Below are 15647 nucleotides of genomic sequence, written 5' to 3'. Positions count from 1 at the left end.
GATTATATTTTTTTTGAATAAACATAAAAATCGTTATCTATTTCAAAGTTAGGATTTTTTGAATTTAATTCTAATGTTTTCCATTCGGAAGAAGGATTTATCCAAGATTCTTCATTGTTTATTAAAACCTGAATGGGCATATCAAAACCTTCAACTATGTTTGTCCATCTGTATTTTAAAGATTTATTTTTAAGAGAATATTCTAATGTAGGAATTTTAATAGTTCTTAAATATTGATTGAAAAATGCTGTTAAATCGATGTCTGTTTCTTCAGATAAAAAGTTTTCAATTTGTTGTGTTGTTACCGTTTGATGGTAAAAAGTAAGGTTCATTTTGCGAAGTATTTGTCGCCATTTTTCATCATCACTAATAAGTTGACGTAAGGTATGGAGCATGTTGGCTCCTTTGTAGTACATATCGCCCGAACCTTCATGGTTCACGTTATATGTTCCAATAATTGGACTATTGTTTATAATTTTTTTTCTAGTGCCAATGACATATTCGGCCGCGGCTTTTTTACCATAGTAATAATCTAAAAACAAACCTTCGGAATAGGCTGTAAAGCTTTCGTGTATCCACATATCGGCAATGTCTTTATCGGTTATATTATTTGCAAACCATTCGTGTCCCGATTCGTGAATAATAATAAAATCGAACTTTAATCCCCAACCTGTTTCTGATAAATCGCGCCCTAAATAGCCATTTTGGTATTTATTGCCATAGGTAACCGAGCTTTGATGTTCCATTCCTAAATAGGGAACTTCTACAAGTTTATAGCCATCGGCGTAAAAAGGATATTGCCCAAACCAATGCTCGAAGGCTTTCATCATTTTTGTCGCATCTTTAAATTGGATTTTAGCTTTATCTAAGTTGTCTTTTAATACATAATAATCCATATCTAAAAAACCACCTTGTCCATTATAAACTTCAGAAAAATGAGCATAATCGCCAATGTTTATATTAACACCATAATTATTAATTGGGTTTTTCACAAACCAGCTGTAGGTTTTGGTGTCATTAATTTGTTCTACACGACGTAATCTTCCGTTTGACACATCCATTAAATCCTTTGGTACGTTTACACTAATAAGCATACTGTCCACTTCATCGTACATATGGTCTTTGCAAGGCCACCAAACACTGGCTCCTAAACCTTGGCAAGACGAGGCTATAAAATGATTTCCATTATTGTCTTTTTTCCAAGAAATTCCGCCATCCCATGGGGCGTTAACGGCTTCTTTTGGATGACCTTCATAATATATATCAAGACTTTTTATCGTATTTATGGGTTGGTTTTCTTTAAGTTGTATAAAATGAGCGTTGCCTTCATGTTTAACAGCAAGTTCAATGTTGTCTTGAATAACTTTAGTGATTTTTAAGGGCGTTTGCAAATCGATTTGCATTACCGATGCTGGTTTTAATACTTTATATTGAACGGTGTTTTTTCCTGAAATAAATTTCTCTTCTGGGTTTACTTTTATATCCAAATGATAATAAGTTAAATCCCACCATTCACGTTCTGGAGTTATACTGCCTCGAAGTGTGTCTTGTTTGGTAAAATGTTGTTTTTCGCTAAGTAAACCTTGGGCTTTTATTGCGATACTAACTAACAAACAGGGGACTAAAAATAACGTTTTCATAGAATTGGTTGGTTTTGTTCAAATTTACAAAATAAAATAGCGCTTAGAAATATAATTTCTAGGCGCTATTTAAATTATAAATAAGCGGATTTATTGGTAGCGTTCTTTAATTTTTTTTAATTTTTCTTTCCATATATTTAAAGCGCTTTTATGTCCTTTTATATTATTGTGTACATCTTTAACCAATGGATTATTATCATCTACATTAGTAAAAAACTGTAAGTTGTTTTCTAATTGATTAATTTGCGCTTTTACTTCGTCCATTTTTTTACGGATAAATAAGCGTTCATTATCTAAATTTCTAGTATCACCATCGGCAGAAGATAAACTGTCTAATTTGTTTTCATACTTAATCATTTCGATTTCAGTTTTATCCATTTTTAAATTGGATAATAAATCGTCTATGGTTTTTTGAAATTTATCGTCAATATAACGTTTGTCATTAGGGACATGGCCTAAGGTTTTCCAAACTTTAATTTCCGCTTTAATAGCTTCTATATCTTTTTCCTTATCGCCCGAAGGTTTTACGGTTTTAAGCGTATCTAGCAATGCTGCTTTTTTATTAAAAGCATCAATTTGTTCTTGGCTTGCTGCATTTCGTTTGGCATGTATTTTATCGAAATAATGGTTGCAAGCTGCTTTAAATTGTTTCCAAATTTTGTCGCTATCTTTTCTTGGTACGTGTCCAATTTTTTTCCAATCCCCTTGAATTTTTTTCATCAAAGGTGTTGTTACGGCCGTATCTTCACTGTCTTTATTATCTTCAGCAATTTTAATTAATTCCAATTTTTTTTGTAAATTGGTATATTGCTCTTTTTTAAGATTTTTATAATAAGCGTTTTTATTTCTATTAAAAGTTCTTACGGCATCTTTAAATTTAGCCCAAGTATCTTCATTAACTTTCAAGGGTACTTTTCCGGCATTAAAAAATTGATTTCTTAAGTCTTCGATAATTTTAATACGTTTTTGCCATTCGTTATGCGATCCAGTTTGTTGTTGCGCAATAACTTGAATGTTTGAAATAATTTCAAGTTTAGTTTCTAAGTTTTTTTCGTAAACTTTATCTATTTCTTTATAATAGGCTTGGCGTTTGTCGTTAATAATTTTTGTAGCCGCTTTAAAGCGATCCCAAATTTCTTCACGATGTTCTTTACCTACAGGTCCTAGTTCTTCTTTCCACATTTTGTGTAATTCTTGAAGTTCTCTAAAGGATCTCATTACATTATCATCTTGTGCTAACTCCTCGGCGCGTTCAATAATTAATAATTTCTTTTCTAAATTATGTTTGAAATCTAAATCGCGTAAGTCTCTATTTAGGTGTAAAAAATCGTAAAACATTTCAACATGGTGGTGGTAACTATTCCATGCATTATTATATTTATCACGAGGAATTGGTCCTGTATTTCTCCAGCGTTCTTGTAATTCTTTAAAGTGTTTATAGGTGGTGTTTATGTTTTCTTCAACATTTATTAACCCTTTTAGTTCTTCAATAATTTCAAGTTTATCGCTAAGGTTTTGTTTTAAGTTTTTCTCTAAACTTTTATAGTGATCACTTATTTTATTGCGATATTCTTTATAAGCTGCTTTGTAACGTTTTTCTATAGGAGAGGAGAAGTAGAAGTCTATTTCATTCCCGCCATCATTTAAAAAATCTTCTTTTTTTTCTTCAACTAATGCTTGGAATTTTGTTTTAAATTCCGCATTAATTCCATCGACATGCGTTTTTATAGCCTGAACTTTTTCCGACTTTACAAGTTTTTCCAATTCAACGGCTAAAGCTTCCAGCGACATGCTATCGTATTCTTTTACCTCAATTGTATGCCTGTCTTTATTGCCTTCATCTTCTGCATCTTCAGCATTCGATTCTTCAATTTCATTAATAACTTCGTCGTGTTCGTTTTCAGCTTTAGATGGTTCTGGATTTACAGCAGTAGTTTCTTCAACTTTAGTGGTTTCAGAATGTTTCGAATCTTCTGGTTTTACAGTTTCAATAGATGATGTTTCTGTAGTTGTAGATTCATTGTTTATAGGGGTAACGTTTTTTTCGTTTTCCGTATTAGGATTATTTAAGTCAGACATTTTAAAATGTTTAGGTTCGTTGTTATTACTCTAGACTTTAAAGATACTAACAAGTCTATTATTTACAAAGGCTTAGGTGCGTATATTTTTTATAAATCCCAAATGGCCCAGGATTTTTCTGCTTGCAATTTAAGCATATTTAATCCGTTGATGGTAATTGCGCCTTGATCTTTACCTTGTTTTAAGAATTTAGTTTCATTTGGGTTATAAATTAAATCGAATAAAATATGTTTGTCGGTTATGCCGCTGTACGGAATGTTTGCACAAACATTAACATCTGGGAAGGTGCCTAATGGCGTACAGTTTACAATAATTTGATGATCTGAAATAATGTTTTCTGTTAAATCATTGTACGTGAAAGTTACTTTTTCAGCTGCTTTTCGGGACACGTATTTGTATTCAATTCCTAATTCATTTAAGCTGAAAGCCACCGCTTTACTAGCCCCACCAGTGCCTAGAATTAAAGCTTTTTTATGATGCGATTTTATGAAAGGTTTTAGGGTGTTTTTAAATCCGTAACAATCGGTATTGTAGCCGACGAGTTTTCCTTTTTTAGTCACTTTTATGGTGTTTACAGCACCAATAGCTTTGGCTTTTTTATTGATTTTGTCTAAATAAGGCATAACAGCTTCTTTGTACGGAATGGTGACGTTTAAGCCTTTTATGTTTTGGGTGTTTTTTATAATTGATGGAAATAGATCGATACTTTCTAAATCGAAATTTTCGTAACTAGTATCTGCAATGTTTTCTTTTTGAAATTTTTCTTTAAAATAATTTCTTGAAAACGAATATGATATGTTTTTTCCTAAAAGTCCTAATTTATTCACGAGAAAATGTTTTTTATATTATTATTTTAAATGTCTTGTTTTTTGCCCATACCATTCCAAGGCTAAAACTAAGGCAATACCTAGTAAAATGAAAGCAATGGCTAAATAGGTGTCGGTGTTTAATTCTGGGAAAAAACGTTGATAATTTTTCACGACTTTCGATCCTGTAGAGTCGAATAGAAATTCTCCACGTGGACCCAGTTTGTAAATGGTTTTTTTCCAAGGCCAAACCACGCCTAGAGATCCAATAATAAACCCTAATATCGCGGAAGTTGTAATACTTTTGTAATATTTTAGTATATAGCTTAATAGATGTGAAAACGTAACTAAGCCGGTAATAGAGCCTAGAGTGAAAACAGCTAAAACTTCTAGTAATCTTAAACGTTCTGGGTTTGATGTAAAACTGAAATTGCCGTTAATTAATTCGGAAAAGGTATCGTAAAGGGCATTGACAGAGTCCACCAAAAGAAGCACGTAATTGCCTAGTAAAATAAGAATGAAAGAACCAGAAAAGCCAGGGAGTGTCATTCCCGATACGCTTATAATACCACAAAAAAACACAAACCATAAATTGTCATTTTCTTTTGCTGGACTTAAAAAACTAATACTAACACCAATTAATATCCCAATGGCTAAAGATAAAAATGTTTTGTAATTACGATCTTTAAAATCTTTGCTAATGTAATAAATAGAGCCAATTATCATGCCGAAGAAAACACTCCAAACATAGAGTTCGTAATGCTTGATAAGGTAATCTAGTATTTTAGATACACTAAAATAACTTACAATCATTCCAAAAAAAAGTAGGCTTAAAAACTTACCGTTTATGTAGTTGTAAAAACTTTTAAACCTGCCATTAATTAATAATTTAAACGCTTTGCCGTTTACTTTTTTTAAGGCGTAAATAAACTCTTCGTAAAAACCAGCAACAAAAGCCACAACACCACCAGAAATTCCAGGAACTTTGTTGGCAGCTCCCATACCTAATCCTTTTAAGATTAGAAAAATTTTGTCGGTAAGTGTTCTAGTGCTTTCCATTATTGTTTTTTGTTTCCAACTTTTTCAAGAATAAAAATAGTTAAAAAACCAAGTATCATTAGGGTTATAGCAAAAAGTAATTGATTGTTTCCGTTGAAAGAAAAAGGCGAAACACTTTCTTGTAAAACAGCAGATTTAATGCCTTCGGAATTGGTGTGCCACGTTAACGTTTTTTTCCATGGCCATACTTTGTTTAAAGATCCAAAAATAAAACCAGTAAGTATAGCTAAAGTAATGTTGTGGTAATGTTTAAAAAGCCATTTTAATAAATGACTAAAACTTAACAAGCCAACAAGTGCTCCGGTAGCAAAAATTAATATTTTTTTGATGTCGAAATCATGAAACGCATCACTTAAAGCTTTGTAAGCTCCTAAAACGATTAGGATGAAAGCTCCAGAAATCCCTGGTAAAATCATGGCGCATATAGCAATAGCACCCGCAATGAATAAAAACCAAGGATTCTCGTTATTTGAAGACGCCGGAAGCGTTGTGATGTAATAAGCGATAAAGGCGCCTATTATTAAACTAATAATAACTCCTAAATTCCATTTTTTAATTTGTTTTCCAACAAAAAAAATACTCGCAATAATGAGCCCGAAAAAGAAAGACCAAATAAGAATAGGGTGATTTTCTAATAAATATTTGGCTAAACGCATGACTGAGATAAAACTAACCATGATACCAGCCATTAAAGCTAATAAAAAATTACCGTTAAGTTGTTGCCAAAAGGGTTTTATACCTTTAGAAAATAGGGTTTTAATTAAAGCGGCATTTATATTACTTATGGTATTAATTAGTTCTTCATAAATACCAGAAATAAAAGCAATGGTTCCACCAGAAACACCTGGAACAGCATCGGCAGCTCCCATAGCAAGGCCTTTAAGTGAAATGATTAAATAATCTTTTAATTGTCTTTGCATGTTTTGATTTTTTTTGCATAAAAACCAAAGGTATGTATTTTAATGAAAATGTTTAAAAGAATATAAAACTTACTTATAATTTTGTTTAAGCAATTTTTGTACGGAGACTTTAGAGAATATCTCAGGAAAGAGTTCTTCAATTATAAAACTGTAATCGTGGTTTAGTTTTAATGCATTTTTTAGATGAAATGTCCCTTTATGGGGGGTTCTAAGCGTAAAATATAAGCCAGCCAGTCTGTATTCTAATTCGGGGTTTTCAGGGTAAAAATCAACAGCTTGTTCAAAGTTATAAACAGCAGCTTCAAGTTCGCCTAATTTTATTAATAAATCACCTCGGGTTAACCACGTGTTTAGTTCGTAATTTCCTAAGTCTAGTGTTTTTCTGTATCCGCGTTCTGCTTCTTCATAAAAATTTAGGCGCTCATTTATTTGTGCGTAAAGTTTCCAATAGGTTACATTTTCCGAATCAATATTAATGGCTTTATTTATAAAATAGAGTGCGCGTTGATAATTTTTTTTTCGTTTATAGAATTTTGTAATAGCAATCCAACCTTTGTCTAGTAAAGGATCCTCGTGTACGGTTCTATCGTAATATTGAAGGGCTAAATCGTCTTGTTTTAATTTCTCATAGCAGTTTCCAATATGTAATAGGGCAAAAGAGGTTGGGTCATCTAATTTTAGAGTAATGGAATAATTTTCAATAGCATCTTCATAGCGACCTAATTTTTCTAAAACTTTTCCGCGTTCAATATAAGCTCCAATAAAAGTATCGTCAGAAATAATAGCAAAATCAAATGCAGCCAAAGCTTTTTTTAACTTTTTTAGTGTAAAATATTGAATACCTAATTGATGCCAAGCCACCTCGCAATAAGGGTTTTTATCCAAAAACGTATTTAAATAGGTGATGGCTTCTTTATTTTGATTTAAATATTCGAAGCAATAAATAACATTGTAAAGAGCCGAGTAGTCTTCAATATCATTTTCTAAGCACTTCATAAAGTTAGTTTTGGCTTCTTCAAATTTATCCAAAAACAGGTATTCCATTCCAATTAATGAGTATAAATCCACAACATCATCGGTAAGTTTTAAGGCTTGTTTTAAAACATCAATTGCTTTTTCGTGTTGATCTTTTTTTGAGAAAATATTTGCTTTTTGAATATAGATTTCTTCGTTTAGTGGATCTATGGCGTATAGATTGTCTAACAAAATTTCGGCATCTTTAAGTTTATTTTCAAAAATAAAAACTTCGGCCTTGAATAATTTTAAATTTATAGATGTAGGGTGCTGATCTAAACCTAATTTAATGGCTTTTTTTGCTAAAGCCATTTTGCCAAAGTTAAGATAGTGGTGTATAATGTTTTCAAATTCTTCTGAATCGAAAAATAAAACATGATTTGTTTTTAGCATCGATTCGAATTTGGTTAATGTTAAGTTATTTTTGTCGTTATGACCAAACTCCATAAGTACATTTGTAAGGGTTCTATTGTAATAAATTTAACATTCTATTTACGGTTTACACTAAAATGGTGCTAAATGTTTTTAACAAAGTAATCAACATTTTATGCTTTTTTAATAAAATAAAATTGTAATTTATTGTTGTTGAGGTTGTTGTGTTGATAGTATTTCATCTAAAACATAGATTATTTTAGTGCAACCTTCGATGATTTCTTTATTTGAAATGGTTAATGGCGGCGTCATTCTAACGGCTTTTGGTTCATAGAGTAACCAAAAAAGTATTAAACCGGCATCTTGACATTTTAAAATAAGTGTATTTGTAATTTCGGGAGAAGGTGTGATTATGGCAAGCATGAGTCCAATACCGCGGATTTCTTTTATTAATGGATGCACTAATAGTTTTCTGAAAAGTAGCTCTTTTTCTAGAACTTCTTGCATTAAATAACTTTCGGTAATTTCTGATAAAGTAGCTAAAGCAGATGCAGCTATAACGGGATGTCCTCCAAATGTTGTAATATGTCCAAGTTTTGGGTTGTCTTGAAGCAGGTTCATTAATTCTAAAGAGGCTGTAAAAGCACCTATTGGCATACCGCCTCCTAAACCTTTTCCTGTAACTAAAATATCGGGAATGCAGTTGTAATGTTCAAAGCCAAAAAGTTTTCCTGTTCTTCCGAATCCAGGTTGAATTTCATCTAAAATTAAAAGGGCTCCAACAGCATCACATTGTTTTCTAACTTTTTCTAAATAATTATTTTTTGGTTGAATAAATCCTGCGCCTCCTTGAATGGTTTCTAAAATAACACATGCTGTTTTTGTGGTTATTTGTTTTAGATGCTCTTCATTATTAAAATCGATAAATTTAACACCCGGCAATAAAGGGCGGTAGGCTTGTTTGCGTTCTTCAAAGCCCATGACGCTCATCGCTCCCATAGTGTTCCCGTGGTACGCATGGTTTGCGGCAATAATTTCGCTACGTTCGGTAGCGCGTTTGGCTAGTTTTAAAGCACCTTCGATAGCTTCGGTCCCGGAGTTTGTTAAATAGGTAGATTGTAATGATTTTGGTAAATGTTTTGCTAAAAGTTTGGTGAGTTCTACGGCAGGTTTTTGAATGTATTCTCCATAAACCATCACGTGCGCGTATTTGTCTAGCTGATCTTTTATAGCATTAGTAATTCTGGGGTGCTGATGCCCTAACGGGCATGCCGAAACTCCTGCAACAAAATCTAAATAAGCTTTGTTGTTTGAATCGTAGATATAAGAACCTTTAGCGTAGGAGATTTCCATTTCTAGAGGGTGAGGAGAGGTTTGTGCTTGGTGATTTAGGAAGTCTTTTTTCATTTTTGAGCCAATTTATTTAACAGGTTTTAAGTAAGCTTTCCATGCATAAACTTTATTTTTTGAATTAATTTCACTTATAACAATAGCCGATTTTTTAGTATCTATTGGTTTCGTGAAGTTTATTACGTATTCTTTCCAAGTTGGTCCAAGTTCCACCTTTAGTTCTTGGTTTTTAGATGCATTTCCTGAAACGACCACTAACCGAATTTTAATTTCTCCTTCTCCTTTTAGCCAGATAGAAAAAGAATATTTTCCTTTATTTACATCAAACAGCTGTAGTATTCTGCCAGAAGAGTTTCCTGCATACATAATTTTATTACCTGTCATGTTGCCATCTGGTGCTTTTATAGCATTTGACTCTATTGTTGTTTTATCTTTTGTCCAAGCAGGATTATTAAATTGATTTCCAAATTTTAAAATGTTATCAGTCATGCTTACATCTAATTGGCGTACTTTATAATCCATCTTGGTTTTTCTTAAATTTTCCAACAACTCCTCATCAAAAAAGTTTTCCTGTGGCACATAATCTTCTAAGCCTTTAATAGTAGGTAATTTATATGGTTTGTCTTCTTTAAATAAATCTTGAACACTTAGCGGTCGTTCATCTTCTCTCCAGTCGAAACCTTTTAAAAATTTGTCTTTTTCTTGAAAATCGGTTTCGGGAAATAAAGTGCCATCGGCGGAGTTTAACCGGGTATATTCTTCAATATCACCATTAGCAAATAACATTTTTATACTGCCCGATTTGGCTTTGTCTATACCAATTAGTTCTTGTTTTTCATTTCGGGTATAAAAAATAGATTCTGCATTTTTATTGATATTGACTTCACGTAATTCGTTAGCCTCGTTAAATAAGCCCACTAGGGTTATTCCAAAAATTTGGTTATAGGCATTGTCGCTTATTGTATCTTTACTAATAATGAAAGCATTATTGAAAACACGTAGGGAGTCTAGTTTTTCAGTTTTAGAATTTGAAATTAAATGAATGGTATCTCCCGTCATTTGGTTTTCATTGTTCCAAAGAATAGGGCGTCGTTTTACAGAAAAAGCGTCGCTAGAAGCAAACCGGTCTAGGTTAATTAATTCGGTAATACCCGTTTTTTGATCGGCATGTATAGAATCTGCCTTTGCGCTAATATCGGTTTTAAAAATTTTCGCGTTATAATAAGCTCGTGTAATTCTGTGTTCAGGTTTTCCTGTAACCATAATTTTATCGGCATGTAAATATATAGAATCTTTTTCCTGAACAGTAGTTACTAAGGCACGTTTAGTGATAAAGAGGGAATCTTTATCCTTATAAACCTCAGCATAGTGGCCTGTAATAATGCTATTGTTTATGGTGTCTGTAACTTTTATGTTGTTGGATGCTGAAGCAAAATTTTTGTTGTTGTCGAAATAGAGGCTATCGCCTTCAATAATACGATCGTCGTAATGTATCTTAGAGTCTTTTAAGGCATAACCTGTGTTGTTTTTGGTGTCGTAAAAGCCTTTTTCGCAATAGGTTTTGCTTTTTTCTGTCGTTATGGTCGATGGGCCAAATAAATATGCAAGTCCGGTATCTTCATAAAAATCAAAATAATTTGAGTTTACTATGGCGCCTTCACCTGTTAAAACAACGTCTTCGACAAATTGAAATTTTTTGTCGTTCATATAATAGCGACCAATTTTACTTGTAATGGTTCCAGACGAGTCTTTTACTACCGTTCCACCACTTTTGTAAAACGATTGTTGTTTTATTCTATCAAAATATAAAGTATCTGTAGATATTGTAGAATTCGGACTTTTTAAAACAACTTCGCCACTTGCAAAAGCTAGCTGTGTTGTACCACTATATTCCACATATTTGGAAGTCATAGTAATGGTATCTCCTTGTTTTACAATAACATTTCCGTAGGCTTCAACAAAATTGTCCTTGCTATAATATATTGCTTTATCGCACCATAGATTACTTCCTACGTGTGCAATATGGACCTGTTGCATATTGTTACGTGTAAGTATTTTTGCGTCAGGATAGTTTTCTTCATCTACATTTAAGCGCCCAGCGTATTCAATGTTTATTTGTTTAGTTTGGGCGTTTAATATCGCCGTAAGTCCTAAAAGGAAAAATATTAAAGTATATATGTGTTTTGTTTTTATCAAAATGAAAATATTTGTGACAAAAATAACGATTATTAATATGGTATAATTGTATTGAAATAAAAAACACTTCAAAAATTATTGAAGTGTTTTAATTGTTTAAGTTGTTGTTAATATTTAATCATAAAAAAACCTGACTGTTTTGAAAACAAGTCAGGTTTTAAAAATTATTTTAAACTTTTTTATTTATTTCTAAAAATAGTTTGTTTTCTATCTGGTCCAACAGAAACGATAGTAATAGGGATTTCTAATTCTTTTTCTAAGAACTCGATGTATTCGTTTAAAGCTTTTGGAAGTTGAGAAGCTTCCGACATTTCTGTTAAATCTTCATTCCAGCCATTAAAATCTGTGTAAACTGGTTCTACGTTTTCTGGTTCAATGTTGTAAGGGAAATGCTCGATAACTTCACCTTTATATTTATAAGCAGTACATACTTTTAGGGTTTTAAAACCAGAAAGCACATCACCTTTCATCATCATTAATTGAGTAACACCATTTACTTGGCAGGCGTATTTAAGTGCAATTAAATCTAACCAACCACAACGACGTGGACGTCCAGTTGTAGCGCCAAATTCATTACCAATTTTCGCCATTTGTGCGCCATCTTCATCGAATAACTCAGTAGGGAATGGGCCAGAACCCACACGAGTTGTATAAGCTTTAAAAATACCAAAGACTTCACCTATTTGTCCTGGCGAAACACCTAAACCTGTACAAGCACCGGCCGCAGTGGTATTGCTAGAAGTTACAAACGGATAGGTTCCAAAGTCAATATCTAATAGAGAGCCTTGTGCACCTTCGGCTAAAATAGTTTGACCAGATTTTTGAGCTTGGTAAATATATTCTTCAGAATCTATGAATTTTAATGATTTTAAAACTTCAATAGCTTTAAAAAATTCCGCTTCAAGTTCTTTTAAATCGTATTCTATATCTACATTGTAAAAAGAAATCATAGATTCGTGCTTATCAGCAAGTGCTCTATATTTTTCTTTCCAATCGGTTAATTCTAAATCACCAACACGAATACCGTTTCTTCCAGTTTTATCCATGTATGTTGGACCAATACCTTTTAAGGTTGATCCAATTTTAGCTTTCCCTTTAGAGGTTTCACTAGCGGCATCAAGCAATCTATGTGTTGGTAAAATAATGTGAGCTTTTCTCGAAATAACTAGCGATTTTCTGTAATCTACGCTTTGTTCTTCAAGTTTGTCAAGTTCACCTTTAAAAATTACGGGGTCTATAACCACACCATTTCCTACTAAATTTGTAGCATTATCATGAAAAATTCCTGAAGGAATTGTGTGTAAAACATGTTTTTTACCGTTGAAAACTAAAGTGTGTCCTGCGTTTGGACCGCCTTGAAAACGGGCGATAATGTTGTAGTTAGAGGTTAGTACGTCAACAATTTTTCCTTTGCCTTCGTCTCCCCATTGTAATCCAAGTAGTAAATCTACTGCCATTGTAAAATTAATTAGTTATCTTTTTCGCTATCGGGAGATTTTCTTGTCCCGTAGAAATAGAGTGAATGATTATTTATTTCAATATCGAAAACGTCTTCGATAGTTTTTTTTATAGATTGAATTCGAGGGTCGCAAAACTCGATAACTTCACCGGTATCGGTTAAAATTACATGATCGTGCTGCCTGTCGAAATAAGATTTTTCGTAATGTGCTTGGTTTTGCCCGAATTGATGTTTTCTAACCAATTTACATTCTAAAAGTAATTCTATGGTGTTGTATAATGTTGCTCGGGAAACACGATACTTTTTATTTTTCATATTAAGATATAGAGATTCTATATCGAAATGATCGTTGTTATTATAAATTTCTTGGAGTATAGCATAGCGCTCGGGAGTTTTACGGTGTCCCTTTTTTTCTAAAAAGCTAGTAAAAACGCTTTTAACTATGTCTTGATTTTTAGTATCTACTTTTGTATCCATAATTTCATGGCAAATTTACACTTTTTTTACACTCTAGTAACCTTATCGATACCATTAATTTTTTTAAGACGGTCTAAAAGTTTTTTCAAAAGTGTTTTATTTTTAACAACAACGTCTATTTTTCCTGAAAAAAGGCCATCATTACTATCAAAACTTATACTTTTCATGTTCACACTCATATTGTCTGAAATGACAGTGGTAATATCATTTACCAAGCCAATATGATCTATTCCTGTAAGAGAAATATGAGCTAAGAATTCTTGTTGAGACGAATCGATCCATTTTGCAGGCATGATTCTATAGGAATAATTGGCTTGTAAACTTAACGCGTTCGGGCAATTCATTTTATGAACTTTCAATCCATCGGACACAGTTAAAAATCCAAAAACATCATCACCAGGTATGGGGTGGCAACAGGTTGCTAATTTATAATCTAGTTTTTCTTCTTCTTTATTAAAAACAATAGAGTCGTAGTTTGATGTTACTTCATCTTTTTCTATGTCTTCGGTATTAATATTTGCTTTACGTGTTATTTTACTTTTAAGAAAACTCATTAAAGCGTTGCTTCTTGAGGCCGCGTAAGCCTTAAGCATGGTGTTATCTATGGTGCCAAGACCAACACGGTAAAATAAATCTAAGCTGGTTTTTAACTTGAAATAGTTAACCATTTCGTTGACCGATGCTTCGTTTAGGTTAATTTTAAGTTGTTTTAGTTTTCGTCTTAAAATTTCTTTACCATCTTCACCGATAAGTTTTTTGTCTTCTTTTAAGGCCGATTTTATTTTACTTCTAGAGCGTGCCGTTGTAGAATAATCTAACCAGTTTGGGTTGGGTTTTGCGTTTTCTGACGTTAAAATATCAACTTGATCGCCACTTTTTAATTTATGGCTAAGAGGTACTAATTTCCCGTTTACTTTGGCGCCACGCGTTTTCATACCAACTTCGGTGTGAATGCTAAAGGCGAAATCTAGGGTTGTAGCGCCTTTGGGTAACGATTTTAAATCGCCTTTTGGTGTGAAAACAAATATTTCTTTTGAGTATAAATTGAGTTTGAATTGCTCAACGAAATCTACAGCATTGGTATGCGGATTTTCTAGAGCTTCCTGCAATCTATTAATCCAGCTTTCAAGGTTGTCTTCTTTTTCAGTGGCTTGTTTGTATTTATAGTGTGCGGCATAGCCTTTTTCGGCTATTTCATTCATACGTTCGCTACGTATTTGAACTTCCACCCAGCGACCTTTTGGCCCCATTACAGTAATATGAAGTGCTTCGTAGCCTGTGCCTTTTGGCGAGGAAATCCAATCGCGAAGACGAATAGGGTTGGGTCTAAAATGATCGGTAACTATGGAATATATTTTCCAAGCCAAGAATTTTTCGTTTTGCGGGTCGGCATCACATTTATAAATAATTCTTATGGCAAATTTATCGTAAACTTCATCGAAAGAGACTCCTTGCGCGATCATTTTTTTTCGTATTGAAAAAATGGATTTTGGGCGTCCTTTTATGGTGTAATTTAGTTTCTCTTTATCTAAAGATTGTTTTATAACCTCGCTAAATTGTTCAATATAAAGGTCTTGGTCTTTTTTGCTTTCTTTGGTTTTATTTAAAATATCGTTATAATCGGCTGGTTCAAGATATTTTAAACCTAAATCTTCTAGTTCTGTTTTAATATTATAAAGACCAATTCGGTGTGCCAAAGGCGCGTAAATATATAAGGTCTCCGAGGCTATTTTAATTTGCTTATCCGGACGCATAGAGTCCATGGTTTGCATGTTATGCAACCTATCGGCAATTTTAATAATAATAACACGTACATCATCATTTAAGGTGAGGAGCATTTTACGGAAGTTTTCAGCTTGCAGTGAAACATCCATATCTTGATCTTTACTTAAAGACGATATTTTTGTTAAACCAGCAACAATGGTTGCTATGGTTTTTCCAAATAATTTTTCAATATCCTCAATTTCATAATCGGGACTATCTTCAACAACATCATGAAGTAATGCGGCTGCAATAGAAGTAGCATCCAATCCAATTTCTTGAGCTACAATTTTTGCAACAGCAATGGGGTGGAAAATATAGGCTTCTCCAGATTTACGACGTTGCTCTTTATGTCCGTCTACGGCAATCTCAAATGCCTTACGAATTAGTTTTTTATCATCATCAGAAAGCGTTGTATAACTAACTTTTAGGAGCTCTTTATACGCTTTTTTAATAGCTGCGTTCTCTTTTTCTATATATTCCTCTGTCATAGACTAAAAGTAGTAAAACAATT

The 15647-nt window shown here is 32.8% G+C and carries 11 protein-coding genes; all 11 read right to left on the bottom strand.

What is annotated here, in order from left to right:
- Positions 1–2: 2 nt before the first annotated feature.
- On the bottom strand, positions 3–1640 hold the full coding sequence (locus FQU21_RS08515) for a M1 family metallopeptidase (protein WP_147677571.1): 1638 nt from the start codon (positions 1638–1640) through the stop codon (positions 3–5).
- Between the two features lie 90 nt (positions 1641–1730).
- Positions 1731–3719, bottom strand: a complete 1989-nt coding sequence (locus FQU21_RS08510) for a DUF349 domain-containing protein (RefSeq protein ID WP_147677570.1) — start codon at positions 3717–3719, stop codon at positions 1731–1733.
- A gap of 89 nt (positions 3720–3808) precedes the next feature.
- Positions 3809–4546 carry a shikimate dehydrogenase family protein gene (locus FQU21_RS08505; protein WP_147677569.1) on the bottom strand — a complete coding sequence of 246 codons (738 nt, stop codon included), beginning with the start codon at positions 4544–4546 and terminating at the stop codon, positions 3809–3811.
- 21 nt (positions 4547–4567) lie between these two features.
- A complete protein-coding gene (locus tag FQU21_RS08500) occupies positions 4568–5584 on the bottom strand; it encodes a DUF368 domain-containing protein (protein WP_147677568.1) in 1017 nt (338 codons plus the stop codon).
- A complete protein-coding gene (locus FQU21_RS08495) occupies positions 5584–6504 on the bottom strand; it encodes a polyprenyl-phosphate transporter (protein ID WP_147677567.1) in 921 nt (306 codons plus the stop codon). The genes FQU21_RS08500 and FQU21_RS08495 overlap by 1 nt, the downstream gene beginning before the upstream one ends.
- 69 nt (positions 6505–6573) lie before the next feature.
- Positions 6574–7965, bottom strand: coding sequence for a tetratricopeptide repeat protein (locus FQU21_RS08490; RefSeq protein WP_147677566.1), 1392 nt, complete (start codon positions 7963–7965; stop codon positions 6574–6576).
- Between the two features lie 129 nt (positions 7966–8094).
- Positions 8095–9297, bottom strand: a complete 1203-nt coding sequence (locus tag FQU21_RS08485) for an aspartate aminotransferase family protein (protein WP_147677565.1) — start codon at positions 9295–9297, stop codon at positions 8095–8097.
- A gap of 12 nt (positions 9298–9309) precedes the next feature.
- Positions 9310–11436: an OstA-like protein gene (locus tag FQU21_RS08480; RefSeq protein ID WP_246124801.1), complete on the bottom strand. Its 2127-nt coding sequence runs from the start codon at positions 11434–11436 to the stop codon at positions 9310–9312.
- Positions 11437–11615: 179 nt separating this feature from the next.
- Complete coding sequence (locus tag FQU21_RS08475; protein WP_147677564.1) at positions 11616–12893, bottom strand: adenylosuccinate synthase; 1278 nt, start codon at positions 12891–12893, stop codon at positions 11616–11618.
- Positions 12894–12904: 11 nt separating this feature from the next.
- Positions 12905–13372 carry a Fur family transcriptional regulator gene (locus tag FQU21_RS08470; RefSeq protein WP_147677563.1) on the bottom strand — a complete coding sequence of 156 codons (468 nt, stop codon included), beginning with the start codon at positions 13370–13372 and terminating at the stop codon, positions 12905–12907.
- Positions 13373–13398: 26 nt separating this feature from the next.
- Positions 13399–15624 (bottom strand): RelA/SpoT family protein, encoded by a 2226-nt coding sequence (locus FQU21_RS08465; RefSeq protein WP_147677562.1) that lies wholly within the window; start codon positions 15622–15624, stop codon positions 13399–13401.
- Positions 15625–15647 lie beyond the last annotated feature (23 nt).

It is taken from the genome of Algibacter pacificus (assembly GCF_008033385.1).
Classification (GTDB): domain Bacteria; phylum Bacteroidota; class Bacteroidia; order Flavobacteriales; family Flavobacteriaceae; genus Algibacter; species Algibacter pacificus.
Note: the sequence above shows the minus strand (reverse complement) of the source record. Positions and strands in the feature narration are given on the sequence as shown.